The organism is Agrobacterium sp. LMR679, from assembly GCF_027157905.1.
GTDB classification, from domain to species: domain Bacteria; phylum Pseudomonadota; class Alphaproteobacteria; order Rhizobiales; family Rhizobiaceae; genus Agrobacterium; species Agrobacterium leguminum.
Map to the genome: position 1 here is coordinate 1 of NZ_JAPVOJ010000001.1, position 26,006 is coordinate 26,006.

General features: G+C 57.3%; 26 protein-coding genes and 1 pseudogene. 11 read left to right on the forward strand and 16 right to left on the reverse strand.

Features of this window, described 5'->3' with window-relative positions:
• Positions 1 to 1,329 precede the first annotated feature (1,329 nt).
• The 4 genes from O3W47_RS00005 to O3W47_RS00020 form a co-directional block, all read right to left on the reverse strand.
• Positions 1,330 to 1,905 carry a hypothetical protein gene (locus O3W47_RS00005; RefSeq protein WP_269312621.1) on the reverse strand — a complete coding sequence of 192 codons (576 nt, stop codon included), beginning with the start codon at positions 1,903 to 1,905 and terminating at the stop codon, positions 1,330 to 1,332.
• A gap of 2 nt (positions 1,906 to 1,907) precedes the next feature.
• Complete coding sequence (locus O3W47_RS00010; RefSeq protein ID WP_269312622.1) at positions 1,908 to 3,566, reverse strand: putative dsRNA-binding protein; 1,659 nt, start codon at positions 3,564 to 3,566, stop codon at positions 1,908 to 1,910.
• 124 nt (positions 3,567 to 3,690) lie between these two features.
• Entirely contained in the window at positions 3,691 to 4,047 is a 357-nt protein-coding gene (locus O3W47_RS00015) for a type II toxin-antitoxin system RelE/ParE family toxin (RefSeq protein ID WP_269312623.1), read from the reverse strand.
• 2 nt (positions 4,048 to 4,049) lie between these two features.
• Positions 4,050 to 4,301, reverse strand: coding sequence for a ribbon-helix-helix domain-containing protein (locus O3W47_RS00020; RefSeq protein WP_059756511.1), 252 nt, complete (start codon positions 4,299 to 4,301; stop codon positions 4,050 to 4,052).
• Positions 4,302 to 4,493: 192 nt separating this feature from the next.
• Between O3W47_RS00020 and O3W47_RS00025 the strand changes: the two genes are divergently transcribed.
• Positions 4,494 to 4,856, forward strand: a complete 363-nt coding sequence (locus tag O3W47_RS00025) for a hypothetical protein (RefSeq protein WP_269312624.1) — start codon at positions 4,494 to 4,496, stop codon at positions 4,854 to 4,856.
• 62 nt (positions 4,857 to 4,918) lie between these two features.
• Here the strand turns inward: O3W47_RS00025 and O3W47_RS00030 are convergent, their stop codons facing one another.
• Both O3W47_RS00030 and O3W47_RS00035 read right to left on the reverse strand, forming a co-directional pair.
• The gene (locus O3W47_RS00030) at positions 4,919 to 5,842 is read right to left on the reverse strand and encodes an SRPBCC family protein (RefSeq protein WP_269312625.1); all 924 of its coding nucleotides are present in this window, start codon (positions 5,840 to 5,842) and stop codon (positions 4,919 to 4,921) included.
• Positions 5,839 to 6,180, reverse strand: coding sequence for an ArsR/SmtB family transcription factor (locus O3W47_RS00035; RefSeq protein WP_003521598.1), 342 nt, complete (start codon positions 6,178 to 6,180; stop codon positions 5,839 to 5,841). The genes O3W47_RS00030 and O3W47_RS00035 overlap by 4 nt, the downstream gene beginning before the upstream one ends.
• Before the next feature lie 284 nt (positions 6,181 to 6,464).
• Here O3W47_RS00035 and O3W47_RS00040 point away from each other — a divergent pair, with 284 nt between their 5' ends.
• The 5 genes and pseudogenes from O3W47_RS00040 (at position 6,465) to O3W47_RS00060 (ending at position 11,074) form a co-directional block, all read left to right on the forward strand.
• On the forward strand, positions 6,465 to 6,683 hold the full coding sequence (locus O3W47_RS00040) for a hypothetical protein (RefSeq protein ID WP_137005970.1): 219 nt from the start codon (positions 6,465 to 6,467) through the stop codon (positions 6,681 to 6,683).
• A 46-nt stretch (positions 6,684 to 6,729) separates the two neighbouring features.
• Positions 6,730 to 7,134 carry a hypothetical protein gene (locus tag O3W47_RS00045; RefSeq protein ID WP_137005800.1) on the forward strand — a complete coding sequence of 135 codons (405 nt, stop codon included), beginning with the start codon at positions 6,730 to 6,732 and terminating at the stop codon, positions 7,132 to 7,134.
• A gap of 256 nt (positions 7,135 to 7,390) precedes the next feature.
• Positions 7,391 to 8,284, forward strand: a complete 894-nt coding sequence (locus tag O3W47_RS00050; RefSeq protein ID WP_269312626.1) for a DMT family transporter — start codon at positions 7,391 to 7,393, stop codon at positions 8,282 to 8,284.
• 148 nt (positions 8,285 to 8,432) lie between these two features.
• Positions 8,433 to 10,448, forward strand: a complete 2,016-nt coding sequence (locus O3W47_RS00055) for a hypothetical protein (protein WP_269312627.1) — start codon at positions 8,433 to 8,435, stop codon at positions 10,446 to 10,448.
• 138 nt (positions 10,449 to 10,586) lie between these two features.
• Positions 10,587 to 11,074 (forward strand): annotated as a pseudogene (locus O3W47_RS00060) (cupin).
• Between the two features lie 34 nt (positions 11,075 to 11,108).
• On the opposite strand, the gene O3W47_RS00065 reads toward O3W47_RS00060, so the two are convergent.
• The 5 genes from O3W47_RS00065 to O3W47_RS00085 form a co-directional block, all read right to left on the reverse strand.
• Positions 11,109 to 11,921, reverse strand: a complete 813-nt coding sequence (locus O3W47_RS00065; protein ID WP_174023418.1) for a nickel-binding protein — start codon at positions 11,919 to 11,921, stop codon at positions 11,109 to 11,111.
• A 193-nt stretch (positions 11,922 to 12,114) separates the two neighbouring features.
• A complete protein-coding gene (locus O3W47_RS00070; RefSeq protein WP_269312628.1) occupies positions 12,115 to 14,058 on the reverse strand; it encodes an ABC transporter ATP-binding protein/permease in 1,944 nt (647 codons plus the stop codon).
• Between the two features lie 72 nt (positions 14,059 to 14,130).
• Positions 14,131 to 14,367, reverse strand: coding sequence for a hypothetical protein (locus O3W47_RS00075; protein WP_269312629.1), 237 nt, complete (start codon positions 14,365 to 14,367; stop codon positions 14,131 to 14,133).
• A gap of 58 nt (positions 14,368 to 14,425) precedes the next feature.
• Complete coding sequence (locus tag O3W47_RS00080; RefSeq protein ID WP_269312630.1) at positions 14,426 to 14,752, reverse strand: hypothetical protein; 327 nt, start codon at positions 14,750 to 14,752, stop codon at positions 14,426 to 14,428.
• Entirely contained in the window at positions 14,749 to 15,249 is a 501-nt protein-coding gene (locus O3W47_RS00085) for a hypothetical protein (protein ID WP_269312631.1), read from the reverse strand. Before O3W47_RS00085 ends, O3W47_RS00080 begins: the two co-directional genes overlap by 4 nt.
• 170 nt (positions 15,250 to 15,419) lie before the next feature.
• Between O3W47_RS00085 and O3W47_RS00090 the strand changes: the two genes are divergently transcribed.
• The 5 genes from O3W47_RS00090 (at position 15,420) to O3W47_RS25300 (ending at position 20,231) form a co-directional block, all read left to right on the forward strand.
• Positions 15,420 to 16,286 carry an alpha/beta fold hydrolase gene (locus tag O3W47_RS00090; RefSeq protein ID WP_269312632.1) on the forward strand — a complete coding sequence of 289 codons (867 nt, stop codon included), beginning with the start codon at positions 15,420 to 15,422 and terminating at the stop codon, positions 16,284 to 16,286.
• Positions 16,287 to 16,481: 195 nt separating this feature from the next.
• Complete coding sequence (locus O3W47_RS00095) at positions 16,482 to 17,690, forward strand: MFS transporter (protein ID WP_174023408.1); 1,209 nt, start codon at positions 16,482 to 16,484, stop codon at positions 17,688 to 17,690.
• Positions 17,691 to 17,866: 176 nt separating this feature from the next.
• On the forward strand, positions 17,867 to 18,676 hold the full coding sequence (locus tag O3W47_RS00100; RefSeq protein WP_269312633.1) for a cyclase family protein: 810 nt from the start codon (positions 17,867 to 17,869) through the stop codon (positions 18,674 to 18,676).
• A 62-nt stretch (positions 18,677 to 18,738) separates the two neighbouring features.
• Complete coding sequence (locus O3W47_RS00105; RefSeq protein ID WP_269312634.1) at positions 18,739 to 19,962, forward strand: alpha/beta hydrolase; 1,224 nt, start codon at positions 18,739 to 18,741, stop codon at positions 19,960 to 19,962.
• Between the two features lie 20 nt (positions 19,963 to 19,982).
• Positions 19,983 to 20,231, forward strand: coding sequence for a hypothetical protein (locus O3W47_RS25300; RefSeq protein WP_442864593.1), 249 nt, complete (start codon positions 19,983 to 19,985; stop codon positions 20,229 to 20,231).
• A gap of 129 nt (positions 20,232 to 20,360) precedes the next feature.
• Here the strand turns inward: O3W47_RS25300 and O3W47_RS00110 are convergent, their stop codons facing one another.
• The 5 genes from O3W47_RS00110 to O3W47_RS00130 all read right to left on the reverse strand — a co-directional run bounded on the left by O3W47_RS00110 (position 20,361) and on the right by O3W47_RS00130 (position 25,994).
• Positions 20,361 to 20,606, reverse strand: coding sequence for a DUF378 domain-containing protein (locus tag O3W47_RS00110; protein WP_269312635.1), 246 nt, complete (start codon positions 20,604 to 20,606; stop codon positions 20,361 to 20,363).
• A 10-nt stretch (positions 20,607 to 20,616) separates the two neighbouring features.
• Entirely contained in the window at positions 20,617 to 21,654 is a 1,038-nt protein-coding gene (locus O3W47_RS00115; RefSeq protein WP_269312636.1) for an AI-2E family transporter, read from the reverse strand.
• 105 nt (positions 21,655 to 21,759) lie between these two features.
• A complete protein-coding gene (locus tag O3W47_RS00120; RefSeq protein WP_269312637.1) occupies positions 21,760 to 23,196 on the reverse strand; it encodes a metal-dependent hydrolase family protein in 1,437 nt (478 codons plus the stop codon).
• A 105-nt stretch (positions 23,197 to 23,301) separates the two neighbouring features.
• Positions 23,302 to 24,546, reverse strand: coding sequence for an arginine deiminase (locus O3W47_RS00125; RefSeq protein ID WP_269312638.1), 1,245 nt, complete (start codon positions 24,544 to 24,546; stop codon positions 23,302 to 23,304).
• A gap of 17 nt (positions 24,547 to 24,563) precedes the next feature.
• On the reverse strand, positions 24,564 to 25,994 hold the full coding sequence (locus O3W47_RS00130) for a basic amino acid/polyamine antiporter (RefSeq protein ID WP_174023437.1): 1,431 nt from the start codon (positions 25,992 to 25,994) through the stop codon (positions 24,564 to 24,566).
• Between the last annotated feature and the right edge of the window lie 12 nt (positions 25,995 to 26,006).

Genomic DNA, 26,006 nt, shown 5'->3' on the forward strand with positions numbered 1-26,006 from the left:
GAAACATATAAAATATATGCCGCATTGAATTGTATAGGATATTTGAAGGCGGATGAAAATCCGTGGCCAGAATCTTGCTTTTACGGCCTGCAATTTGCGGATTGCGGACGATAACGTGTAAATATATGATTTTTATGTTGAAATTGCCGATCTTGCTGGGGAATGATTATGCGTGGAAACTATATGAGTGATATGGAATTGACTGGAGCGGAGATTAGATTTGAGCGGCGATCGATCATAATAACAATATCATGATATTGTTATTATGATCGATCGCCGCTCAAATCTAATCTCCGCTCCAGTCAATTCCATATCACTCATATAGTTTCCACGCATAATCATTCCCCAGCAAGATCGGCAATTTCAACATAAAAATCATATATTTACACGTTATCGTCCCGCAATCCGCAAATTGCAGGCCGTAAAAGCAAGATTCTGGCCACGGATTTTCATCCGCCTTCAAATATCCCTATACAATTCAATGCAGCATATATTTTATATGTTTCCGTATATATATCTATATAAATATATGTTTATGGAATCCTCCCAGGTCGAAGGTGTGCTCCCTCTTCATCTCGGTCTCTAAATCCGAATTCCTCTTCTGGTTGTGTAAATATTGCTTCTTGCGCCGACGATTCATAATCTTCGCCACCCTTCGCCTCATCAGGGCTGTATCTGCACGAGCTGCAAGAACGTACATTTCATAGAGACCCATTTGAACACACCTTTCCTATCACGCGACGCAGTTGCAACCGTGTTATGAACTTCATCTCTTTTCCCATCCGCCTTTCAGCTCGATGGGCATTGCAACGGGGCACTGAAAATTGCCACCTGGGAAAATAAAGACACTTATCAGTGCCCCGCTTCAGCGATTTATGCCTGCAAAGCCAGCCCTTCAGCCAATGATCTTCAGAGAAATAGAAGGCCCACCACAAACCCAGTCCATCTCTCCTTCGTTCACTGCTAAAGATTTTCTCAGTCAGATTCCGAAATATGAGAGCGACGTCTTCTCCCACAACCGGCGCTGGTTCAGCGCAAAACCGGAGCCCTTACCGGTTCATCGCAGAACAGGAGTAGTATAAAGTCAGGTAAACAGAGGGGGATAAACATATAAGGGAAAAAAGCCCCTCCCAACAGGCTAGAGACAAGGGCAAAAGGGATAAAAGCTCGAACCCACTGGGAAATGGGGTCTTTACGCCGAAATGCGTAGATCGAAACCACAAGAGCAAAACAAAACAAATTTTTACTTCGGCATCATTCATGCCCACTTCTGGCTCGATGCGGAAGTAAAATAGCTGCGAACGAGCAGGGGCCGCGTTTATAAGTGTCCTAGCTTTCGGCCTCAATCACGTCGAAATGACATCTAACAGCCTCGATGACCAGTTTGCCACAGGCGTTTACCGATTGTACTATGACGTCACGAACGTGTGTTTCAATATTCTCGTCGGCGGCAATATCTAGTTTCAAAACGCCAAGCCAGTTCGGATGAACGGCTTCACAAAGCACGTCGTATGTTGCTTGAAGACTTTCGTCCTTCTTGTAGATGATCCGAAGGCAGTCGTTTATATGAACGCTCTGGCCAGCACCAAACATTTTCGTCGAGAAGAGATATTTTTCAGCTCTCTTAAGCGTATTTACATCCGGTTTGCTCGGATTCACATCTTCCGAGAAGGCGACGAACAGTGCGCAGGCCTCTATATTCGCGCGAGCGAAAAGGCTCGACTGTAGCCAGTGACGATCAGTGGCTGCGGAGATTGCGCCAGTTCCGCAAATCAAGATACGATTCCTCAGAGAATTAATGAATGACGTCAATACCTTACCGCCTCCAGTGAAAGTCCGCAGCTCAAGCGGCGGCTCCAAGCGGACGTTAGAAAGATAATGGTAGGCAGAGCTATAGTCTGACATCGCTAACAGGCCCCGGCTAGCGTCTTCAGCATCTCATAGGATGCTTTGTTGCGCGCCTTGATTTTCGTGCCTGCAACTCCCTTGGTAATGTGACCAGCATACTCAATCGAACACTCGAAAATCGGGGCATGACTTTGACGCTTGTCAGTCAGTAGGCGGTATGAAACGTGAGATTCGAGGTCGGGTCGCTTATGCATGCTCTCCAGCAGCATGGTCGTGAACGACAGGCCTGGATCGAACTCAAGAAAAGTCGCGTCAATCTGAACGTGTGTCGAGCGCCGCTCGAAAAATTTTTCAAATAGCAAAGCCGCTTTTTCAAGGCCGCATTCGCGATACTCAGAATAGATAACGCTCTGCACGATATCCCGCCTCTGTGCATCGCTCAACGGATTCCGTGAATTCCCGACCTGTGCGTGAAACCGCTCGATGACCGGAACCACAGCTTCTTTAACGATTGTTCGCTGTGTGAACCGATCAGTATGAGGACGCACTGTGATAAACGCTTCAAGCTGAGACCCGAAGAACGAATCTCGTTCGTTGTCTCTGAAACTTTCGCCTGGCACGAGATCGCTCCTCAACGTGAAGGATGCCACTAGGCCCTCGACACTTTGACCGAAGCGAAGCGACTCCCTGAGCTTCTCCGCACTAGCGACTATCGATGGAGACAATCTCACGAGATTCTGCCCGTACTTCCTTCTCCTAAAGTACTTATCTCGGATCAACTGCTGGAGACGTGGCCTATGGCTTCTCGACGTGGCTACCTTCTCAAGGAGATCTGCTGCTGCGCGCGCGGATACCTCGAGTTTCGACCCACCTTCCACGGCAGAAGATTCTAGACCATCGGTGGACGCAATACAGCTCATTATGGCAGCGTGGTCTGGTCCCCCAACCCGTTCGATCCGATAGTGAGGCACTCTCAATCCAGCAGAATGGCAGAACTCTTGGAGCATCATCTTTGAGTCACCACAGACGATGTCGATGACGTCCTTGCTGGCGATATCAACAGTCGGAATATATTTTTTCAAAATAAACGCTATTGCATCATTCTCTGACTTGTTCGTGCCAAGATAGGTAACGAGCTTGTGGAAGGCGTCTACGATCACTTGTTTCGATACAACGGTGGACTTCTGGTCTATCGGCGGACCGAAACCAAGAGTGATCCAAACTCGCTCGACAGTCTCACCCTTGGTGTAGTGATGAAGCACCGGGCTTAACAGCCGCGGCGCGAAATTTGCATAAGCCACTGATTTCGCGAGATGGTTCGATATCACGAACTTGAAGAGGAGATTCCCGTATATCGGAAGAAGTTCCTCATGACCAAAGGTCCGTCTTACGAGGCCAGTTTTGTCAGGAATTGCTCGTATCGCTTCTATGTCGGGTTGCCGCATCAGCACAGAAGCGAACTCAGGTCCTAAGTTTCCCAATACAGCACGAAACTTCTTCCAGTAGCGCTCGTAGTATTCGATGCAGGCTTTCTGCAACGACTCTGCGTTTTCGATACGTCGGACGAACTGTTGGGCCTCAGTCGAAAACGATAGAAGCTCACTCTCGTATATCGCAGATAGCTCGTCTTTAGGGACCTGCTTTGAAAACTGTGGGTCGTTCTCTTCCAGTATGGAAGCAACCAGTTCCCGGATGTCAGATGAGGTATCTTCAGTCATTTTTAGACTTTAATGTTTCCGCACGCCGCTTGCTGGCGACAATATCACCTTGCAGTTGCCAAATCTGCAAGAGCTTTCACTTCATGAGCGTTAATTTCAGCTCCAGCTTCCGTTGGATAAGCCGTTAAAGCCGATAACCCCTAGCGTCGAGCGCCGTGAGATCTTCTCGCAAGCGCACGGCTATATCCATCCGCTCATGCAGGATACTCATCACGCCAAGGTCGCCGTTATCAAGCTTTCGGAAAAACAGGTAATGGTGCTCATAACGGGTAAAATAAGCCTCACGCTCGATGTCACCGGGAACGGCAAGTCTTTGGGGCAGACGCCGCCAAAGCAGATGGTTGTCGCAAAGGCGCTGCAAATGCGCGTGCAGGCCACGTATATAGGTCTCAGCCTGCGCTTCACCCCAAGTACCCACGGTGTCACGCCAGATTTTATCCTGTGCGGCGTCGGCAGGCGCATAAAAGCGATAAGCTGCCATAACTAGCGACGCTTGTTTCGGCCGATTACATCATCAGCAGAGACAGCTACAAACTCGCTGTCATCCGCGCGCATTGCAGGAGACAGTTCCTTTTGCAAGGCATCCCATGCCTCGTCGCGGGTTTGCAGGTCACGCCGAATAAGCGCTCGAATATATTCGCTCGCATTCTCATAAAGACCGTCATCACCAATCTGCTGCTGGATATGGTCTTGCAATGCTCCGCTGACTTTGACGTGAATGCTTCCTGACGCCATGGCGTTTTCCTTTCGGTCTCCTCGATTATGAAAAGCGTAGCATATATTGTCAATATTCATCACAGCGTTACGACTGCTCCTGCTCCCTAGCCAATCATGAGCGCCACGTGAATTAAATCGCCATATCGTTTACTTTGCCAACGGGGCGAAATATTTCTAGTTTAACGAGAAAACACGAATGAGGATCAAGACTTGAAATTCATCACAGGAAGCGGATTTGCCGCTGCTGCCCTGCTTTTTTCAGGCTCTATTGCTTTTGCCGCACCAACATATCTCAGCTGTGAATTCGCAGGTTCCAAAGGAACTCCTCAGGTGTTCAATTTCGCTCTCGACGAAGCCGCCGGGGCATTTGGAGTTTATGTCCCGGCTTCTGGAAGTCAGAGAATGGAGAAAGGCACCTTTGCCGGCGGTAAAGCGAGCCTGAATGAAGGCTCGGTGGCATGGGAGATCGATATCGCCAAGGGTTCAGTCATTCGTGATAAGCGCATGGTTGGCGAGAAAGACAGCGGAACCTGCAAGACGATCTCGCACGCGCAGAGCGGCTTTGAAGATTAATGCCGGTCTGGACAGGAGCCAGTATCGAGACCTCCGCACATGGAGCTGACGGCACAGCGCATCTATAGCGCCTTGGCGAAGCGTTCCAGTTTCCCCAGCGTTTGCTGACCCAGCTCCACGGCGCCGAAACCCTTCGCTTGCTGGAACTCGGCTTCCGTGCTGAACACCATGCCCAGCACAACTTTCGTCGCGCCATCCTGATCCTCGAAGGAGGCCCAGGCATCGGCATGTTTCGGCCCGTTTTCGCCCCATAGCAGCGTATAGGCGATCCGCTCTTCGGGCCGGACCTCGACATAACGATGATGGTTCGGGAAGACTGTGCCGTCAGGGCCGATCATGTCAAAAACCCATTCCCCGCCGGTCCGCAGATCAATCCTCTTCGTGCGGCAGGAAAAGCCTTCAGGGCCCCACCATTGCGGCAGCGTCTTTTCGTTCATCCAGGCTTTCCAGACAATGTTTCGCGGCACCTTTATCGTTCGCTCCAGCACCATGGTTCGCCCGGCCACGCTGGCCAGATTGTTGAGACCGGCGCTGAAACCTTGTTGATAGCCATCGCGCATATCCTCGGCCAGTGAGGAAAGCTGCACCGTTACGGTCAAGCGGCTACGCTCTTCCGCGGCCTGAAAATCGGCAGTGACCAGCGCTGCCGACTGGGTTACGCCGCCGGATGAGACCACCTCGTAATTCACGCTGCGGCGGGTTGGCTGCAGCTCCAGCCAGCCGCATTCACAGCGAATATCCGGCTGGCCGGCGACCTTGCAGAGCGACACTTCGCGACCGCCCAGCCTGCTGTCCGCCTCCAGGAATTCCACGGTGACCGAGGGCGAGGGAGAGGCCCACACCGCCCGAGCGGCGGGTGACAGCCAGACCTGCCAGAGAGCCGATAACGGAACGGCAATTTCCCGTTCGAAGCTGAGCGTTGCAAAACGGTCTTGCGGTTGATGCGGTTCAGCGTGTGCGCTTTTTTGATCCGGTTTCGTTGTCATTCTGAATCCTCCTTCATGGCCTGCATTGCAAATGCCTCCAGCCGGTCAAGCCGGCTCTCCCACACGGCCCGCTGCTCATCGAGCCATGTGCTTACCGGCTCCAGCGCTTCCGGCACGATGGCGCAGGTGCGCACCCGCCCATCCTTGGACGTGACGATCAGCCCCGCCTCCTCCAGCACGGAAAGATGCCGCATGACCGTGGGCAGACGCAGCCCCGTGGGCGCGGACAATTCCATGACCGGCGCCGGCCCGCCGCCGAGGCGCGCCAGAATCGCCCGTCGCGTCGGATCGGCCAGAGCCTGGAAGATCAATGAAAGGTCCTGATGATGCTTAGTCATGTTGCTAACTATCATGTTTCATCGCGATAGGGCAAGGAGAAACTTAGCAGATAGACTAAGTTTTCTCGGCGGGCATGATCCCCTTGATAAAATGCGGATGCATCGACCAGCCATTTCGTTTGGACAGCCGAGCCTTCCCCTTCCCGCAGATGGCGTTCGGCAACGGGCGGCGGATGCAACTGTCGGGCCAGAAACAAGCTATCCAAAGTTGCAAAAAAGATTGACTCTCGCAGCCACCTGAGTGAGCTTCGCCAAGAAAATGACGGGGAAAACATCAAATCATCATGTCACCAGAACGCTTTAATCAATGCCTGCGGGTGATCCGCTGGACGCCGATCAATATTGCGTCCGCCCTGCAATGCGAACTTTCATGGATTGAGGCGCTGGAAGCGGGCAACGAGGAGGTTCCCGCTGGCCTGGCGACATGGCTTGAGACGCTGGCGCAAGCCCATGAAGCGCTTCCACCTCCAGCCACCTACAGAGGAAAACGGTCGACATTCTAATGCAACCGGCAGCTTTCAGCCTTCACCAACGATTGGATTATTCGAAATGAAATATGTCATAGCAGCTCTTGGCATGATCGCCTTTTCAAGCCCCGTCCTCGCGGCATCCTGCGAGAAGAACTTCACGGTCTCAGGCGTACCGATGGTGACGGCCGTCTCTTATAAATCCTGGCAGGAACTGCCCAAGGCGAAAGCGCCTGCCGTGCTTCAAAAGCTGGCTCAGGCCGTGGCGGCGGAAGGTTTTTCCGGCATCCAGATCAACAAGGCGCTGTCTTCCATCGATGCGCACCAGGAGACCAGCGGCAGCGGCAGAATTCAGACGCTGCGGGTCGTGGCCCGGCAGAAAGGCGCCGCTGTGCGGATCGATGCTGTCTTCAACATTCAGGCAGGACAGATCGCGGACAAGAACGTCATCCGCGAGGGTATCTGCAATATCATCAATGGCGCGTGACGCGCGGTGAATGAACTGCCCGTTCGCAGACTTGATGCCGGTGTATGCTGACATCGGGGATGGGCAACTGAACGGGTGCGGCGCATTTGTTGCGAGCGGATGCGGCGGCTTGCCCGGCACGGGCGGTGGGCCATATGCCGGTTCGTGCCGTTGATGGCGATGCTTATGGTATGGCGGGCAAACCCGGAATCTGCGATGGGTGCAGGCAGGGATAGTGTCCGCGGCCGGAAGCAGGCGGCGAATCGACGGGGAAAACATGCCGATCTATGAACTGGCTGCCGTGGGCGCCGCGACCTGCTGGGCGATGACCGGGCTTCTTTCGGCCGGCCCGGCGGGGCGGCTTGGAGCGCTGGCCTTCAACAGGACGCGGCAGCTTTTTGTCGCCGCTCTGCTGGGGGTCTATGTGTTCGCCTCGGGCAGCTGGCGGGAGCTTCAGCCGGAGGCGCTGTCTTCGCTTCTCCTTTCCGGTTTCATCGGTATTTTCGTTGGCGACACGCTTCTCTTCACCTGCCTCAACCGGCTGGGGCCGCGTCGCTCTGGAATCCTGTTTGCGCTGAATGCTCCGATCGCCGCGCTGCTGGGATGGGCGGTGCTTGGCGAGCAGCTTCCCGCCAGCGCCATTGCCGGCATAGGCCTGACGCTGGGCGGCGTGCTGCTGGCGATCCTCTTCGGCAAACGCAAGGCGCAGCTGCACGAATGGGAAAGCGTGAAGGGGCCGCTCTGGCTCGGCGTGCTTTTCGGCCTTCTTGCCGCGCTCAGCCAGGCGGTCGGCTCGCTGATTGCAAGGCCCGTGATGGCGACCGGGGTCGATCCTCTTGCCGCCTCCATGCTGCGCGTCGGGGTGGCCGCTCTTTGTCTGACGGCGCTGACGATGCTGCCCACCGAGGCTGTCAAGCCAAGAGGCAGGCTGACCGGAAGCCTGTTCCTGCAGACGGCTCTCACGGGCATCATCGCCCTGGCTTTCGGCATGACGCTGCTTCTCTTTGCCCTTTCCGGCGGCAAGGTCGGCATTGTCTCGACACTCTCGGCAACGACGCCTGTCATCATCCTGCCGCTGCTGTGGCTGAGGACACGGGAGCTGCCGGCGCCCGGCGCATGGGCGGGTGCTGCACTTGTCGTGGCCGGCATGGCGCTGATGTTCTGGCGGTAGCTTCAGCCGGACGGCGAACGACTGCTGCAACACCGCCTCCGCCCCGCGATTTTTCACGCCTTGATTAAGCCGGCAACGACCACTTGCTAAGCAACTTTTGCGTGCTTAAAAGGCGGTCAATATCAGTTCGTTAGAGAGGACCAACTTCGTGGAACAGGAAAACATCCAGACCGGCAAGGGTCGGCGCAGGGCGCTTTGGGCGGCGGTTGCGATTATTGCCGTCGCCGCTGCGGGCGTCGTTGGCGGCAAGACCTTCTACGAAGCGAAGGTGAAGGAGCTGGTTGCCCGTAGCGGTGCGACGGCCACGTCCATCGAGGTCGATTTTCTCGGGAAAATTCATGTTCGCGATCTGACGCTGGCGCTTGAAGACGGCAGGAATATCAAGATCGCGGCTATCGACGGACGTCCGAAACTTCCGTTTCTGGACGGCGCGATTGACATGAACACCATCGACATCGATGTGCCGACCGGAAAGATTTCGATGGCGCAGGCGCGCATCGAGAACGCCGCCTTTGAAAAACCCGGACAGGCGGAAGGAAACGGCGGCTCCCTCGCCCGCCGCATCGAGCGCTTCGCGGCCGCGCGCATCTCCACGCCGGAGGTGACGTTTACCCAGTCGGTCGCGACCACCGAGCAGAAGACCGTTTACAGGAATCTGGCCCTCTCCGAGATCGCCGGCGGCCGCGTTGCCAGCTATTCGATCGACAATGGCAGCTACGACATCAAGATGCAGCTTCCCGACAGCGACGGCGCGATGAAGGACAAGCATATGGTCGTATCGACCGGCGCGATCGCCGGCCAGGACATCGACGTCGCTTATCTCGCCCGGCTCTATACGGAGAAGGCCGGCCCGCAAGACAAGGAAGCGAAACCGCTCTACGGCCCGCTCTCCGTCAAGGCGGTTTCCTTCTCTGACGGAGACGGTCATTTCAGCTACGATGAAATCCGCAGCGACGGCTTTACCGCCCGCATGCCGTCCGAGCCGCTGCTGGAAACCCTCAAAACGCTGACGACCACCCAAGATCCCGACGAGCTTTCACCGGAGGCGCGCCAGGCGCTTTTCGCAAAGGTCGTGTCCATTCTCGACATGATCGGCAAGAGCAACATGCAGCTCATCGGCTTCAAGGTCGATGCGCCGGATGAAAAGGAAGGGGCGGCCGGCAAAAGGGTCAAGGCCACCATCGACCGCATCGACATGCAGATGGACAGCCGCAAGCTGGACTTCGGCATGAATGGCATGTCTATCGGCGATGGCGACGGCACGATCGAAGTCGCGGAAGCAAGCCTCAAGGGCTTTGACTGGAGTTCGACGCTCAAGGGAATCTCCGAGATCATCGCGCTCGACGAGACGCAGATGGAGACCTTTCAGTTCAATCGCCTGATACCGGAACTTGGCCGGGTGCGCGTCGGCGGCATCAACGTCGATATGGCCGCGCCGGAAAAGCCGGAGGAGGAGACGGAAGAAGAAGCGGCCGGAACGCCGGAACGTATCAAATTCTCACTCAAGAATTTCGAGATGGGGTTGACCAAGCCCTTCAACGGCATTCCGACCGATATCGAGATCAGGCAGGACGAGCTGACGCTTCCGATCCCGGCGGACTCGACGGAGGAGGTTTTCGTTGAAGCCCGCAAACTGGGTCTCGAAACGCTGGCCTTCTCTTATGGCCTTGCCGCCGGCTGGGACGAACCGAACAGCAACCTCGTGATCCGTGATATCTCGCTTAGCAGCAAGGATTTCGGCAGCGTCAATTTTGCCGGTCTGGTAAGCGGCTTTACCGAAGAGTTCTTCTCTTTTGACGTCAATCGCGCGCAGGCGGCGCTCTTCGGGCTTGCCGGCCGCGAAGTGAAGCTCACGATCAAGGACGAAGGTTTGATGGCCAAGGCGATCAAGCTTTATGCCCTGCAGAACGACATGACGGAAGATCAGGTACGCGCCACCCTCACACTGGTGGCGAGCATGATGCTGCCGCAGCTGGCGGCTGAACAGCCGAAGCTGCAGAACGCCGTGGAAGCGCTCGTCCAGTTCATCAGCAAACCCGGGACCCTGACGGTAACGGTCAAATCCACGGGCGCAAACGGCCTCGGCATTTTTGATCTGGTTGCCGCCTCCGACAATCCGATGGGGCTTCTCGACAAGGTCGATATTCAGGCGACGGCCGAATAAACCGGCCACTCCTCCGGCAAAGGTCTCAAGCCCGGTTTTTCGAGCTTGAGACCGCCGGAACTGGTATTCTCATGAGATTATGACCTGAATGTCCGAGAAGTCCGCCTCCCCTGCGGGCAGAACATGAGGAGCATCAACATGAAAACCGAGCAACTCACTTTCGGCCCCGGCGGGCAGGTTCCCAACAATCAGACCTTTGCCGTCATCATTTATCGAAACGTTGGCCCGGACTCGGACTCCCCGGATTTCGAGGCAATGTTTTCCCGCAACAAATGGAGCGGCATCTGGCGCAATGGCGTGTTCGACTACCACCATTACCACAGCGGCGCGCATGAGGTTCTGGGCGTGGGACGTGGCGAGGCGACTTTGCAGATCGGCGGGCCCGAGGGAAAAATTCTGGAGGTCACACAGGGCGATTGCCTGATCCTGCCCGCCGGAACCGGCCATATGAAGCTGAGTGCTTCTGCGGATTTTCAAGTGGTGGGTGCTTATCCGCCGGGGCAAAAGGCCGATATTCAGACTTCCGCGCCCAGCGATGAAATGCTCGAGCGGATTAGATCCCTGCCAAAACCTGCGACAGACCCTGTGCACGGAGCCTCCGGGGCCTGACCGAGATATGGCGCTAAGGGGCGATCCATTCGGTCGCGACACAGGCCGTAGCTAATGCAGCCACTCGCAACTATAGGCGAGGACCGGTTCGGCAAAGCCTTTCAGCCTGTAACGATCGCCATGCACGAGGACATCGGCGCCGCCATATTCCTGGAAGGTCTTGTCCGAAATCAGGATCTGATCGCTCCCGGCGGCTGCACAAAGTCTTGCGGCCAATTGCACGGTCGTGCCGAAGAAATCATTGCTGTCTTCGATTGGTTCCCCGCAATCCAGACCGATGCGGATGTGGATGGGCTCGCCCCTGTCGCTGTTGTAACGATGGAACTCGCGCTGGATATCGATGGCGCAATCCACGGCAAACGGCGTGGAGGAGAACACCGCCATTATGCCATCGCCGGTGTGCTTGACTTCCCGTCCCGAGCGCCGCCCCAGACAACCGCGCACGAGAGCATCATGCGCCCGGATGAGTTCCGCCGCCATACGATCGCCGAGGCGGGCCGTCATTTCGGTTGAACCGACAATGTCCGTGAAAAGGATCGCACGGTGGCCGGCGTCCATATTTTTCGAGGCCGCCACAGGCGCCACCGGATCCTGTATTCGCCCGAGAAACGCTTCCACCGCCGACAGGGCGACTTCCACCACTTCGCTGGCGACGAATCCGTGCGCTTCGCGATGCACGCACTGCGCGGTTTCCGCGTCCGGGGCATCCATAAGGCAAAACGCCGTGCCGCGCCTTTCATCGAACCAGTAGGTCAAAAACCTGACGCCGTACCGATCCTGAATGTTGAGATCTTTAAGATGGGCTGCGGCGATATCCGCCGCTGAAACGCCGGCAAGCTCGTGCCGGTCCATGAAGATAGGCATTGTTTCCTCCCCAAGAGTATATCGTTGCCTCCTCTGCCCGCCATTTTATGACTTCACCGAATTGTCGTCCATCGTTCTTACGGGTGACGCCGGACAAAACCCAAACACCGGAAAGGGCGATATTCGTTAGCGTTAGAATTTCGGGGCTGTGTAGACCGAGCACTCACGACGGCTGGAGCGACTGACGGACCTCTCACCTGCGTTTGACCATGCGCCGTAGCAGGAAGCCGGGTCGGGCCTTACGGGGAATGAGGTGGATATCGCTGACCAGCTTTGCTCCGCCTTCCCGGCGTTCCAAGGTGATCTTTCGGCTGTGGAAGGCCTCCAGCTCGGCACGATGCGCCACGCTGACGATGGTGGCGTCGGGCAATTCGTCGATCACCGTCTGCATCATCATGTCCTGGCTTTTTTCGTCGAGAGCCGCGGTCGCCTCGTCCATGACGATGATATCCGGGTGGTTCAGCAACAGGCGGGCAAAGGTCAGCCGCTGTTTTTCACCGCCAGACAGCGTCTGGTCCCACGGCGCTTCCTCTTCCACCTTGTCTTTGAGATGGCCGAGACCAACCTTGTCGAGGGCCTCCCCTATCTCTTCGAAGGTCCAGCTCTCGGCCGCCTGCGGATAGCAGACCGCCCGGCGAAGGGTGCCGGAGGGAACATATGGCCGCTGCGGCAACATGAAAAGCCGGCTGCCGGCGCGAAAACTGACGCTGCCCCCGCCCCATGGCCACAGGCCCGCAATTGCCCGAACGAGCGTGCTTTTGCCGGATCCGGATTCGCCTGCGACGAGCACTCTTTCTCCCCGCCCGATCTCGACATCGGTCTCCTTGACGACGGCGGTGCCGTCGCCGAGCGACACCGAGACATCCTTGAGGCTGAGCATCGTTTCGCCTTCGGTTTCACCGCGCACGATCCGGCCGAGCTTGTCGCTCTGTTCGGCCCGCTCCAGCCCGTCAAGCGACATCATCAGGGAGGCAACGCGGCGTGCACAGGCATTCCAGTCCGCCAGCCGGGGATAGTTGTCGACCAGCCAGCCGAAAGCGGATTGAACGATGGTGAAAGCGGATGCCGCCTGCATGACCTGGCCGAGGGACATGCTTCCATCGAGAAATTTGGGCGCGCAGAGAAGAAGCGGAACAACGGGCGCAATCAACATCGATCCATGCGACACGACGGTGGTGCGCATATATTGCTGCGCCATCTGCTTCCACTGCTGCCGGACATTGCGGAACCTCCTGTCGAGGTCGCTTCGCTCCTCCTCTTCGCCGCCAAGCAGGGCGATGCTCTCCCCGTTTTCCCTAACGCGAGTCAGCGTATAACGGAATTCCGCCTCCAGCTGGTTCTTGACCTCGGAGACCCTGACGAAGTTCCGGCCGATCAACGCGATGGAACTCGATGTGATGAGCGCATAGATCACCGCCGCAATCACCAGAAAACCGGGTATCGTGACCGATACCCCGCCGATGGGCAGCGTCAGCGCACCGCCAATCGTCCATAGAACGACGATAAAGGTGGACGCTGACACGAAGGCGGCAATGACGCCCGCTACGAAATCCACCGGCGCTTCGGTGGCGATCCGCATATCTTCCGACAGCCTCGCCTCGGGGTTTTGATGGTCGCCGTCGATCAGGTTGAGCTGGTAATAGCGGCCATTTGCAATCCATCGCGAGACAAGCACCTTGGTGAGCCACGACCGCCAGCGCCGCTGAATGCGCATTCTGACGTAAACCTGCGAGGTCACAATGAAAACGCTTCCGAGAACCAGCGGCGGAAATATGGAAGCAAGGAAGTAGACCGTCGATGCATCCCGTTTTTCAATCGCATCGAAAATTCCGCGATTCCAGACGTTGATGCCATATTGGAAACCGACATTTACGCCGATCATAGCGAGAAGCCCGATGGAGAACGGCCAGGCCAGCCCATCCCCACGTCGGCTCCAGAAACCCCGGGCGCTGATCCAGAAGCGCTTCAGGAGATATCTCTTGCGCGCCTCTTCGGCCTGCTGCGGGGTCAACCCCGAAGCAGGTTCCATTTCTTCCGGCGGGAGGGGATCATCAGGGGCGTGGTTGGCATGAACATTCTCTGCACCGTTGTGGCCGGTGCCATCGACTGGTTTGGGTTTTGCGTCAGCATCGGTCATGGATGCATAAACGGATGACGGTTTGAAAGGTTGCCGTTCCGGAACGGTTTGCGGTCGGCCGAAGACGCCGGGCTATCGACCTCGGTTTTTTCTCCACTTCAGCAGATAGCCAAATCCCGGTCCGAGCAGAGCGCCGGCGATGATCCATTCCATCAGGCCCAGCGGGGTTTCATCGGGATCATGCCCGGTGAGATAGAGAAAGAGAAAAAAGCCACAAGGCCACCGACAATGAGTGCGGCGGCGATAATCAGGTCCCGGGAAGAATTCGACATGGCAATCCTCTCCAAAATGGCTGCGTCTGCGGTTCATGTAGCACATTCAGGCCGCGTTGCTTCACGCCTTTGGTTTTGCGATGAATGTTTTCGCCTCACTCGGCAGCACCGTCACCTTCAATATCGGGCTCATAGCGCTCGAGAATCGTCATGACAGCCTTGTTCCCGCTATACTGCCGTTTGAGGCGGGCCAAATCGGCATCGCTTCCGCGGCACAGCCGGCTCAGTGCTTCTTCTATTTGGGCACGGCGATCACGATCAGTGGCTTCCTCGCCACGGAAATGATCACAGCCGTCGCGGCGGCTGACGAAAGCGCTGACGTCGTCTGGAAGTGACGGTTGCTGCGCAAATGACGGCGCAGCAAACCCTATCAGCGCCAATGCGATGCCGGCACGCTTCGCCCTATGACGGCCCATCATCATTCGACCTGATCCTCCAGTTGCTTTGCAACGGCTTCGTAATGCCGCGCCGAGGCCGCATTGCCATCCCGGGCATAACGCCCGGCCACTTCCCGCGCAGCTTCGGCCGCGAGGCGAAAGGCGTCCAGCCCGACCTGCGGTTGCTGTTGCGCGTCGCTGCCGATGTCGCCCTTGCTGAACGCGCCAACGCGATAACCTTCATCATCGATAACGCCGATCACCGGCACGCCCGCCTGCATTCGGCCATAAAAAGCGGGACCGGTCTTGTCACCATCGCGACGGCGAAGCATGCCGAGGCCGGACGCCTTGTTCCCCGGGCATGCGCCGGTCCAATATGTAGGACCCACCGTTAGCGACACTGGTGAAACGAATTCGCAACGGCTGGCGGGATCCCTGGTCCAGGTCAATCCACTCGCCGGTTCCTGCGCATGGGCGCCGGATGCGCAGACCATCCACGCCACAATTGCGGCCTTCAGCAGTTTCGAGTGCTGCAACGCCATTTCTTGTCTCCAGCCCGATACACGTCCGTTTCTTTAAAGGTTTTAGCCGAGCCGTGTGACGAACAACAGTCGCATTTTTCTGAGATTGAGGACCGAAGACGTTCGGCCCATGCACGGATAAGGGAACCATTCGTCCCGCTCTGCACTCTTATCCCTGAGGGAGCAGTTCAATGGACACGCGCGTCACACATCGCAAAATCTCCGTTGCCGGAATAGAGACTTTCTACAGGGAGGCTGGCTCGCAGGATGCGCCGGTCATTCTGCTGCCGCACGGCTACCCCTGCTCATCCTTCGAGTTCCGAAACCTCATGCCCAGATTGGCCGACAGATGGCGACTGATCGCACCGGATTTTCCGGGATTCGGCTATAGCGGCAATCCCGAAACCTTTTCCTATAGCTTTGACGGTTATGCCGCCTGGCTAAATGCCTTTGTTGAAGCCCTGGGTCTCGACCGTTTTGTTCTCTACCTGCACGACTTTGGCTCTCCCATCGGCGCAAGGCTTGCCATCATGAAGCCGGACCGCATCGTGGGACAGATCATCCAGAATGGCGATATTCCCTATGAAGACGCGCTGGGGCCGAAATATGCCGATATCGAAAAGTTCTGGTCGCTGCCTGCAGACCGGATGCGCGCCGCATTTCGCGATGCCGTCACCGAAGAGAATTTTCGTGACGAGTTTCTGAATAATGTCCGGCCAGAGCTTACCGCACTCATTCCTCCCGACCTCTGGCAATTGCACTGGAGCCTTGTGACCGAAAGGAGGAAGGACATCGCCACAGAACTGCTGTCCGACCTGAAGGCAAATCGCGACTGGTTTCCGATCCACCGCCGCTACCTGCAAACCTGTCGGCCGCCGACCGTCATCATCTGGGGACCGCAGGATCACTACATGCCCGAGCGCTCCGCCCGCGCCTATCTCCGCGATCTGCCGGATGCCGAGCTTCATCTGCTGGACGGAGGACACTGGCTCCTCGAGACAAATCTGGCGGAAGTCATTCCCCTGATCAGGAGCTTCCTAGATCGCATCCACCACTGACGGGACCATGTTTTCATCGTGCCAGCATTCAGGCACGTCTCCGCCGTGCGCAATGGCATCCGCTTCATGCCAATGGCGTGACCGAATGTTGTGCGATGCACAAATTTCGGAGGAATAGGCATGAAATTCGGATTTTTAGATACATATCATCCGGGAAAAACCGTCTAAAACTCTCTCAACTCAAGGAGAGACGTCATGACGGACACAACATCGCAGTTTGATGGGGTAGCTATCCCCCTGGAAACCACCGAACAACCCGCATGGACGGCCGCGACCTGGTTCGCTGTTCTTTCCATGGCGGCGACCAGCTTTGCGCTGGTATCGGCCGAGTTCCTGCCGGCGGGCCTGTTGACGCCCATGGCGCGCGATCTTGGCATCACCGAAGGCACAGCCGGGCAGGTCGTCACCGCCACCGCCTCCGTGGGCGCAGTGACAGCCCTGTTGAGCAATGTTCTGATCGGCAAGCTGAACCGCAAGACCGTGCTTGTCGGTCTTAGCGCGCTGGCTATCGCCTCCAATGTTCTGGCATCGGTTGCCGCCGATTTCTGGCTGTTGCTGTTGGGCCGGGCGGGGCTGGGTATTGCGCTCAGCGGTTTCTGGGCGCTGTCGGTTGCCGTTGTGGCGCGACTTGTCGGCGCAAATTCAACCGGGCGCGGCATGGCTATCGTCACCCTCGGCGTTTCGCTCGCCACCATCGCCGCTCCTTCGATGGGCGCCCTGATCAGCGACTGGCTGGGATGGCGCATCGCCATGTCGATGACGGCGGGACTTGCCGTCATTGCCATGTTGTTGCAGGTGCTCAGCCTGCCGTCGCTGCCGGCAAGTACAAGCAACAGTCTTTCCGATGTTCTGCGGCTGACGCGGCGGCGTAGCATTCAACTGGGGATGCTTGCAATCCTGCTGCTCATGACGGGCCATTTCGCCGGCTCGGTCTATGTCCGGCCGTTCCTCGAACAGGTGACGCAGCTTGGGACGAAGCCGATTGCACTCGCCCTGCTCGGGTTTGGCGTCGCCTCCGTGATCGGCAATGTCGCGGGCGGCCGAATGGCCGACACCAGTATCCGCCTCGCACTCGTCGTCACCGCCGCGCTGATGGCATTTGCGACAATCGCCCTCGTTGTCTGGGGTGTTCATACCGGCGCCGCATTTGCTCTCGTCGCCCTCTGGGGCCTTGCCTTCGGCATGGCCCCCGTGGTGCTGCCGACCAATCTTTCCCGCGGTGCTCCCGATGCTCTGGAGGCGGCAGGCAGCCTGATGGTCGTTTCCTTTCAGGTGGCCATCAGCATCGGTGCGGTTTTCGGCGGCTACATCGTCGACTCCTACGGCGCCACCGCTCCCTTGGCCCTGACCGCAATCCTGGCTGCATCCACGGTCGCTCTCGCCTTGCTGCAGCGTCCCGATTGATCCCTGCCTATTCCGAGGCCGCAGGTGAGACAATTGCCTGCGGCAATCGGGTGGGCGGCGGCTTGCCGAAACCTGCAACCGAACACGGGTCAAAAATCAGGGATTGTCCTGCCTTGCGTCACTCCACCTTTGCGCTACGCTTGAGAACAGGGATTTCTCAATGGAGGGACTGAGGCATGTGCAACAACTGCGTGATCGAGAACGTAAAACGGAACATGCTGTCACGACGCCTGCTGTTCAAGGGCGCCGCGGCCGGTTTAACGGCCATGACGGCGGGCAGCCTGGCGGCCCCTGTGCTGGCGCAATCGCCCCGGCAGGTCATTGATCTCACCCACACCTATGATTCCTCATTTCCCACATTCGATGGCAAACCGGGCATAGAATATGAGTGGGCGGCGGAGATCGCCAGGGACGGCTATCAGCTCCACAAACTCACCATCTACGAACATACCGGCACCCATATCGATGCGCCTTTCCACTTCAGCGCGGATGGCGCGAGCGTCGACCAGCTGGAGCCGCAGAAACTTGTCGCGCCGCTTGTCATCGTCGACATCACCGACCGCGCCAAAGAGGATGCCAACTCCACCGTTGAAGCCGAGGATATCGAACGCTGGATATCTGCGAATGGCGACATCCCGGCAGGTGCAATCGTGGCTCTGCGCTCCGGCTGGGCAACCAAAGTGAAGAGCCCCTCTTTCCGCAATGACGACGCCGGAAAATTCGCCTTCCCCGGGTTCGGCAAATCGGCGACCGATCTTCTGCTCAAGCTCGACACCGTCGCCATTGGCGTCGACACGCTTTCGCTGGATCCGGGCGACTCCGCAGATTTTGCGGTTCACAATTCCTGGCTGCCGGCAGGACGCTACGGCATCGAAGGGCTGAACAACCTCGAGGCGCTGCCGGTCAAGGGAGCAACCATAATCGTCGGCGCACCGGCACACCGCGGCGGAACGGGCGGCCCGGCCCGAATTCTGGCCCTGGCCTGAAGCGGACACCGCGGCAATGGCGCCGGGAGTCTCCTGCAGCAAGCGCTCCAAGGATTCGGCCGATGATGATCGCCTGCAGCGTGATATTATCCCTATTTACCAATATCCTCGGGGTATGTTTTAATCTCGCCATGTTGGAGAAACCAAGGGTACCCACCCTTAAGGCGTTGTGCCTTTTGCTGAGTGTTTCTGCCTGTCTTCTCCAGGCCTCTTGTGCGCGGCCAGGCCAGGCGAGTTTGCAGGTGGTGCAGCCGGCAGGAGGCGCGACGCAGCAGACAATTCTGGTCGTAACGACGCGTGAACCGGATAAATTGGGCAATAACGGCTTCTCCAGCGAGAGAGCGCAATATCCGACCTATCTCCGCATGGTCGTTTCGGTTCCACCGGGACACAGACCGGGAACGATCGAATGGCCACGCGGGACGCCTGATGCCGCGTCCTCCTTTGCGGTGATCGAAAGCAACGTTATCTCTCATGAGAAATTCGTCGATATGGCTGCTGCCGGGCGTTCTGCCTTGGTCTTCGTTCACGGCTACAACAACAATTTCCAGGAAAGCCTGTTCCGGCTCGTCCAGATATCGGCCGACGCCGACGCCAAAAGCACACCAATATTGTTTGCGTGGCCATCCCGGGGAAGTTTCTCGAGCTATCTCGCTGACAGGGATTCAAGCAATTTCTCGCGTGACGAGCTCGTGCAAACCCTGGACGATCTCGGCACCAGAAAAGTCGAGACGAAAATTCTGGCACACAGCATGGGCAGTTGGTTGACCGTCGAGACATTGCGGCAACTGCGGCTTCAGTCAAAAAGGCTTTCCCTTGGCCAGATCGACCAGGTGATACTTGCCGCGCCTGATATCGACATCGATATCTTCCGCAAGCAGCTGAAAGTCGTCGGCAACCTGAAAAAACCAATCATCGTATTGTCCACAAGGGACGACCTCGCTCTCGCGACATCACGATGGCTTTCAGGTGCATCAGCCAAAGCCGGGGCGCTCGATATCGATGATCCCCGCACCGTCGCCCTGGCTGAAGAACGCAATCTCCAGATCATCGATATTAGCGATGTGAGGGCGCCGACGAGGATCAGACACGACAGATTCGTTACACTGGCGACCATGCTGCCCCGGATCCCCTTGAAGGCCCTGACGGCGGGAACGGTGGGAACGGGCACGCTTTCCGTCGCGCCCGCCAACTCCGAGGATGAACGTATTCTCAGGGAGGCCGCCGAACTTCTGGGAGAAGACAACCATCCGGCATTGCCAGGTCGATCCGCCGGTCCAATGTAATAACGCGAGAGGTGAGTGAAATGGAAAGACATCGGAGATTGTTTCTTCAGCTCATTGGAGCCTTGATACTGGCGCCGGGGGCAGCATCCTCGGAAACGGTGGGGCCTCGTACTCCCGTGGGCAGGCGCCCGCCGCCACCGCCGAAACGGGAAGAACCCACTCCTCCTCCACGAAAGGGCTATCGATGGATTGAGGGAAGATGGGTATGGAATGTCCGGCGGAGCAGATATGTCTGGGTGGCCGGACGGTTTCAACGCCGTCGGTCATAGGACGAAATCAGGCTATAGCCGCTGATGATCCTGGTCGTCCTGCGCCCAGACTTTCACAACGACATTCTGTGCCGCCGGAAAATCCATTTCATGGTGTGGAAGATGCTGCCCCTAGGCAGGTTGCATCATCTATGGCCGGTGGACATTGCTGCGCTTTATCCTGGCTTCGGCGTCGCGGCGAGTCACCGCACCGAAGAGCGGAAGGAGTTGCCAGAGCGCGGAAACTCCGATCAACGCGTAGACGATACGCGCAAGGATGGCGCCGGGGCCTCCCAACAGAAGCCCTATGGGATCGAACTGGAACAGGCCGATGAGAAGCCAGTCAAGCCCGCCAATAACGATAAGAAGCAATGTAATCGTGTTCAGTGTACGCATCTTGCCGCTCCTACCCATCTGAGCTTGCAGTTTCGCTGTCTGAAAGGATGGTGGCGATCCACGTGGTGGAGGCGACCATCGAACAGAAAACGATGAATGTGATCAATATCGGAACCCCGATGAAGGCTCCGGCCAGCCCCCACATGAAACTCCAGAAGAATACCGAAAAGATGACCGCAAAAGGCGATATGGCCAGTGATGCCCCCGCCAGCCTCGGTTCGAGGTAACTGCCGATGACGAACTGTATGAGGTTGAGGCTCGCAAATATAAGCAATGCAGGCTGCCAGCTATCGAACTGGGCAATGGCGAAGAGGGTCGGCAGGGTCGTCGCCACCAACGGCCCCAGAAACGGAATGTAGTTAAAGGCAAACGCGATGACGCCCCAGGCCGCAGCCAGTTCCAATCCCGCGCCGATGGACAGCAGCCATACCAGCAATCCCGTGAGAATGCTGGCGAAGGTGCGCACAAGCATGAAACGGCGAAATTTCATTGCAATGATGCGGCTCGCCGCAAGGATGATCTGGCCGTGAGGCTGCGCAGCCGGCAACCCCAAGCGACCGGCGAAATCCTCGACCTCCAGAAGCCCCAGCATGACGAAGATCAGCACCAGCAGCGTAAACCCGCCGAAGCTGTTCAGGCGCCCCGCCGTGCTCTGCAGAACCGACAGCAGTCTGGTGACATCGAACCAATCGCCAATCGGCCCGGCTATGGCTATGCCATGCTGTTCCAGCCAATCCACGACCGCCGAATAAGCGGCTTGCAGGCGGTCGGCGTTCATGAACAGCCACTGGCCGAGCCTGCCTAACCCCCAGGCTAGCGACGAGCCGAGTGCGACGATGAAGCCGATCGTGATGACCAACGTAATCAGCAGCGCCAGAAGACGCGGAAGCCTTGTCTGCAAGGCAACCTGACAGGGCCACACGATGGCGATGATGAAGAGAGCGAAGAATAAGGGCGCAAAAACCGCTTGCGCTGAGAACAGGAGAGCCAAAACGAGAATCCCGGAAACGAGCATACCTGTCATCGGTCTGCGAGGTGCTTCCGGCATTTTCCGCTCCTGACAGCTGCCAAATCGGGCGTGCTCGCTTGTCTCGTGGCCCAAAGCGCTAAAGCTGGCCTTCGGCGGCCGCCGTAGAGCCCGGATGGATTGACTTCAAAGAATGTTTTTATGGATACGGCCATCCTTCATGATGACGGAAAGATTTTTCTGAGGATTTTCCATGAGGCTGATGTCATCGATCGGATTCCCGTCAACGACAATAATATCCGCCAGTGCATCGGCTTCGATCACACCGAGCTTGCCGGGATAGGGATTGCGGAAACTGGAAAGTGCCAGCAATTCCGCATTACCTGATGTCGCCATCTGCAGGGTTTCTGCATTCGTGTACCAGTGACGCAGATGCGTCAGCATGAAATTCTGGCGCGGACCGAGCTGTGGCGAAAACAGGACATCCGACCCCCAGGCCGTCTTGATCCCGTACTTCTTAGCAAACTCATAGATTCTGGGCGTGCCGGCGAAGAGTTGCTGGATACGCTCCAGACCCGGCCCGCTCTGCGATGCCGCGTCCTCCATCGTCAGGAAGGGCTGCATGCTGAGCCACGCCCCCTTGTCGGCGATCATTCCCGCCGTTTCCTCATCGATCAGATGGGCGTGTTCGATACACGTGACACCCGCTGCCAGCGCCCGTTGCACCGCGCGAGGTGTATAGGCATGGGTTGCGACATAGGTGTTCCAGTCCCGCGCCACCTCGACGGCTGCCCGCAGCTCTTCCTCACTGAATGTCGTCATGTCGAGCGGACTTCGCGGAGACGACACGCCCCCGCTTCCGACGATCTTGATCTGCGATGCTCCCTGAAGCAATTGCTCCCGAACACGCAATCTCATCTCGCCTATGCTATCGACAATTGCTGCTGCCCCCATCAGCTCGCTTGAGCTCAACCGCCCTCCATCTCTCGGAATTTCCGTCGGCAAACGTAAATCGCCGTGACCACCTGACGTCGTTATCATCGCCCCGCAAGGGAATATGCGTGGCCCGGGTATCATCCCTCCGTCCACGGCCTGCTTGAATGAAAATACAGGTCCTCCAAGATCGCGCACCGTTGTGAAGCCGCGCATGAGCGTCCGCTCGGCTTCGGCAGTCGAGGCAGCAAAAATGATACCGGGGTCTCCCGCCAAGAGAATATTAAGGGGAACGGCCGCAAAAATCGTATGCCAGTGAGCATCGATCAAACCCGGCAGCAGAACACCATTGCGGCAGTTTATGACGGTCGCGTCTGCGGGTACCGGATTATTGGCCGGGTCAACAGCGGTGATTTTCCCGTGTTCTACAAGAACCTGCACACCCGTTTGCACCGTGCCTGATTTACCGTCGAAAAGACGCACCTCGCGGAATACGGTTTTCGACTGGGCTTCCTGGGCAGCGGAGAGCTTCGGCATTCCGGTCGAAAGCGCGGCGGCTCCAAGACCCGCCAGGAATCCCCGTCTCGACAGGGATTCCAGCCGACGCGAAACGGCCTGCAGCGAAGGATTGAAGCAGCCGCAGCTCGAATTATGGACCAGATGGCTATATTTCCGTCCGAAACTTTGCATGAGGCGTGATCTCCTCAACAGGGGGCTGCCTGTAGCGGCATCCCGTTACGGCAAGACAGGGAGCGCGCGTGTCAGGTGCGCGCTCCCTTCGGTTTCGTGAATACTTCAATAGTCAACGGCATCGCGGACAATCGGGCACGTCATGCAATGGCCGCCGCCGCGGCCGCGCCCAAGCTCCGCGCCCGTGATCGTAATGACCTCGATGCCCTCCTTGCGAAGCAGGGTATTGGTATAGGTGTTTCGGTCATAGGCATAAACAACGCCGGGTGAGGCACAGACGAGGTTCGCGCCGCTGTCCCATTGGGTTCGCTCGCGCATATAGTCGTTGCCGCCGGTCTCCACGACGCGCATCTTTTTCAGGCCGAGGGAATCCCTGACGGTCTCAACAAAACTACCCTTGTCCTTGTGCAGCTCGACCCCTCCATTGCCGTTCGGGCGGAAAGAAAATGCCTCGATGCCGTTGACGATATCCGGATAGAGCAGGACGCAGTCACGGTCGGCGAAGGTGAAGACCGTATCGAGATGCATGGCTGCGCGCAGCTTGGGCATGGCCGCGACAATCACCCGTTCCGCCGCTCCCTTCTCGAACAAGGCGGCCGCGACCTGGCTGATGGCCTGGCGGGACGTTCGTTCGCTCATGCCGATCAGGACATTGCCTTTGCCGATCGGCATCACGTCACCGCCTTCCAGCGTCGCAAGGCCCCAGTCCCTGGTCGGGTCGCCCCACCAGACGTTGACCTTGCCCGCAAAGTCCGGATGAAACTTGTAGATGGCCGTGGTGAGGATCGTCTCCTCATGACGCGCCGGCCAATACAGCGAGTTGAGGGTCACGCCGCCATAAATCCAGCATGTCGTGTCCCGCGTGTAGAGCGTATTCGGCAAAGGTGGCAGGAGATATTCATTGACCCCCGCTGCGTCGCGGATCAGAGCGAGTTGCTCTCCCCCGATACTGTCCGGAAACTCAAAGGTCGACAAGCCGCCGATCAGCGTTTCGGCGAGTTCCCGATCTCCCAATCCTTCGAGATAGGACCTGACCTCATTGAGAAGACCCAGCCCGATCTGGTTGGGCACGACCTGTTGATCGAGAATCCAGGTCCTGGCTTCCGGTATGGCTACTGTTTGCGCCAGAAGATTGTGCATCTCCAGGACCTCGATTCCGCGATCCCGCATTTTCGTCATGAAGTCGAAATGATCGCGCTTGGCGTTATCCACCCACAGGACATCGTCAAAGAGAAGCGCGTCACAATTGCTTGGTGTCAGTCGCTGGTGCGCTCGCCCGGGCGCGCAGACCATGACCTTGCGCAGTTGCCCAACTTCGGAATGAACGCCAAAAGGTGTTGTTTGTGTCATGACCTTCGCCTCTCAGTTTAGGGTGTGATGAGACCTGTAAGCAATCCGTAGGCCCCAACCAGACCTCCGATAATCGTCACTGCGAACACGATGAGTTCGGCCGGTGTGAACAATGTGAGTTTCTGTTCGCGCCGTGCCCAGAAGTAGAGAATGGTGCCCGGCACGAACAGCACTGCGACAAGCAGGACATATTTCAAACCGGCTGCGGCAAACATGAAGAGCGTGTAGACGACCGCAACCCAGGCGAAGAACTGATCGCGCCCCCTTTGTTCCGGTGTGGTCTCATAACCCTCACCCCGGCGCGCCACCAGCACGCCGTAACCGGCAACGAGAAGATAGGGCAAGAGCGCCGTCACACTTGTCATGTCCAGCATGAAGTTGAATGCGTCTCGCGACCAGTAGGTTGAAATGACGAAAAGCGAGACAACGATATTGGTCAACCAGAGCGCATTTGCGGGCACCCTGTTGCCATTCTGCGCTGCAAACAATTTCGGCATGTCCTGCGACTTGGCTGCGGCAAAAAGCACTTCAGCACAAATGAGAGACCACGCCAGATACGCGCCGAGAACCGAAATCAGGACACCGATGGATATGAACACGGCACCCCAATGCCCAACGACCGCTTCGAGAACACTGGCTATGGATGGCTGTTGAACCGCCGCAATGGCGGATTGGGGCAAAACCGCATAGGGCAGCAATGTTACGGCGACCATGAGGCCCGTAACGCCAACGAAACCGAGTATCGTGGCAGAGCCGACGTCAGATCGTTTCTGGGCGAAGCGGGAATAGACGCTTGCCCCTTCGATGCCGAGGAACACGAAAACGGTGATGAGCATCGTATCCCGCACCTGTGAGACAAGCGACTTTGCGGGCATGTCGGCGCCACCGAAAAAGTTTTCGGAAAACTGCGTGTAGTTGAAGAATATGATCAACGCCACAATGAAGACCAGGATCGGAACGATCTTGGCAATGGTGACGATCGTATTGACGAAAGCCGCCTGCTCCACGCCGCGCAAAATCATGAAATGAAACGCCCATATGCCGACGAGCGATACGATGATTGCCGTCGCGCTGCTTCCGTCCCCGAAGACTGACGGAAAAAAGCGACCGAGAGTCGAGCCGATCAGAACCCAGTAAAAAACGTTGCCAAGGCAACTGCCGAGCCAATAACCGAAGGCGGAAAGGAAACCCATGTAGTTTCCAAAACCTTCCTTGGCATAGGCGAAAACACCTGAATCTATATCCGGCTTCTTCTCCGCGAGAGCCTGGAAGACGCGCGCGAGCATATACATGCCTGTCCCCGCGATAACCCAGGCGATTATCGCGCCAAAGGGTCCCGTGGCAGATCCGAAGCGGCCCGGAAGGTTGAAAATACCCGCCCCTACCATGGAGCCGACAACCATTGCCGTCAGCGAAAATAACGTGAGTTTCTGTTGCGACGTTGCCATAAACATACCTCT

Bases quoted from the DNA above. Each gene is read 5' to 3' on its own strand.
- O3W47_RS00010 (WP_269312622.1), bottom strand. From the start codon at position 3,566: ATGACTGAAGATACCTCATCTGACATCCGGGAACTGGTTGCTTCCATA.
- O3W47_RS00095 (WP_174023408.1), top strand. From the start codon at position 16,482: ATGACGGACACAACATCGCAGTTTGATGGGGTAGCTATCCCCCTGGAA.
- O3W47_RS00015 (WP_269312623.1), bottom strand. From the start codon at position 4,047: ATGGCAGCTTATCGCTTTTATGCGCCTGCCGACGCCGCACAGGATAAA.
- O3W47_RS25300 (WP_442864593.1), top strand. From the start codon at position 19,983: ATGGAAAGACATCGGAGATTGTTTCTTCAGCTCATTGGAGCCTTGATA.
- O3W47_RS00125 (WP_269312638.1), bottom strand. From the start codon at position 24,546: ATGACACAAACAACACCTTTTGGCGTTCATTCCGAAGTTGGGCAACTG.
- O3W47_RS00130 (WP_174023437.1), bottom strand. From the start codon at position 25,994: ATGGCAACGTCGCAACAGAAACTCACGTTATTTTCGCTGACGGCAATG.
- O3W47_RS00080 (WP_269312630.1), bottom strand. From the start codon at position 14,752: ATGATGATGGGCCGTCATAGGGCGAAGCGTGCCGGCATCGCATTGGCG.
- O3W47_RS00090 (WP_269312632.1), top strand. From the start codon at position 15,420: ATGGACACGCGCGTCACACATCGCAAAATCTCCGTTGCCGGAATAGAG.
- O3W47_RS00100 (WP_269312633.1), top strand. From the start codon at position 17,867: ATGTGCAACAACTGCGTGATCGAGAACGTAAAACGGAACATGCTGTCA.
- O3W47_RS00085 (WP_269312631.1), bottom strand. From the start codon at position 15,249: ATGGCGTTGCAGCACTCGAAACTGCTGAAGGCCGCAATTGTGGCGTGG.
- O3W47_RS00120 (WP_269312637.1), bottom strand. From the start codon at position 23,196: ATGCAAAGTTTCGGACGGAAATATAGCCATCTGGTCCATAATTCGAGC.
- O3W47_RS00045 (WP_137005800.1), top strand. From the start codon at position 6,730: ATGAAATATGTCATAGCAGCTCTTGGCATGATCGCCTTTTCAAGCCCC.
- O3W47_RS00075 (WP_269312629.1), bottom strand. From the start codon at position 14,367: ATGAACCGCAGACGCAGCCATTTTGGAGAGGATTGCCATGTCGAATTC.
- O3W47_RS00070 (WP_269312628.1), bottom strand. From the start codon at position 14,058: ATGACCGATGCTGACGCAAAACCCAAACCAGTCGATGGCACCGGCCAC.
- O3W47_RS00110 (WP_269312635.1), bottom strand. From the start codon at position 20,606: ATGCGTACACTGAACACGATTACATTGCTTCTTATCGTTATTGGCGGG.
- O3W47_RS00105 (WP_269312634.1), top strand. From the start codon at position 18,739: ATGATGATCGCCTGCAGCGTGATATTATCCCTATTTACCAATATCCTC.
- O3W47_RS00065 (WP_174023418.1), bottom strand. From the start codon at position 11,921: ATGCCTATCTTCATGGACCGGCACGAGCTTGCCGGCGTTTCAGCGGCG.
- O3W47_RS00035 (WP_003521598.1), bottom strand. From the start codon at position 6,180: ATGACTAAGCATCATCAGGACCTTTCATTGATCTTCCAGGCTCTGGCC.
- O3W47_RS00040 (WP_137005970.1), top strand. From the start codon at position 6,465: ATGTCACCAGAACGCTTTAATCAATGCCTGCGGGTGATCCGCTGGACG.
- O3W47_RS00020 (WP_059756511.1), bottom strand. From the start codon at position 4,301: ATGGCGTCAGGAAGCATTCACGTCAAAGTCAGCGGAGCATTGCAAGAC.
- O3W47_RS00115 (WP_269312636.1), bottom strand. From the start codon at position 21,654: ATGCCGGAAGCACCTCGCAGACCGATGACAGGTATGCTCGTTTCCGGG.
- O3W47_RS00050 (WP_269312626.1), top strand. From the start codon at position 7,391: ATGCCGATCTATGAACTGGCTGCCGTGGGCGCCGCGACCTGCTGGGCG.
- O3W47_RS00005 (WP_269312621.1), bottom strand. From the start codon at position 1,905: ATGTCAGACTATAGCTCTGCCTACCATTATCTTTCTAACGTCCGCTTG.
- O3W47_RS00030 (WP_269312625.1), bottom strand. From the start codon at position 5,842: ATGACAACGAAACCGGATCAAAAAAGCGCACACGCTGAACCGCATCAA.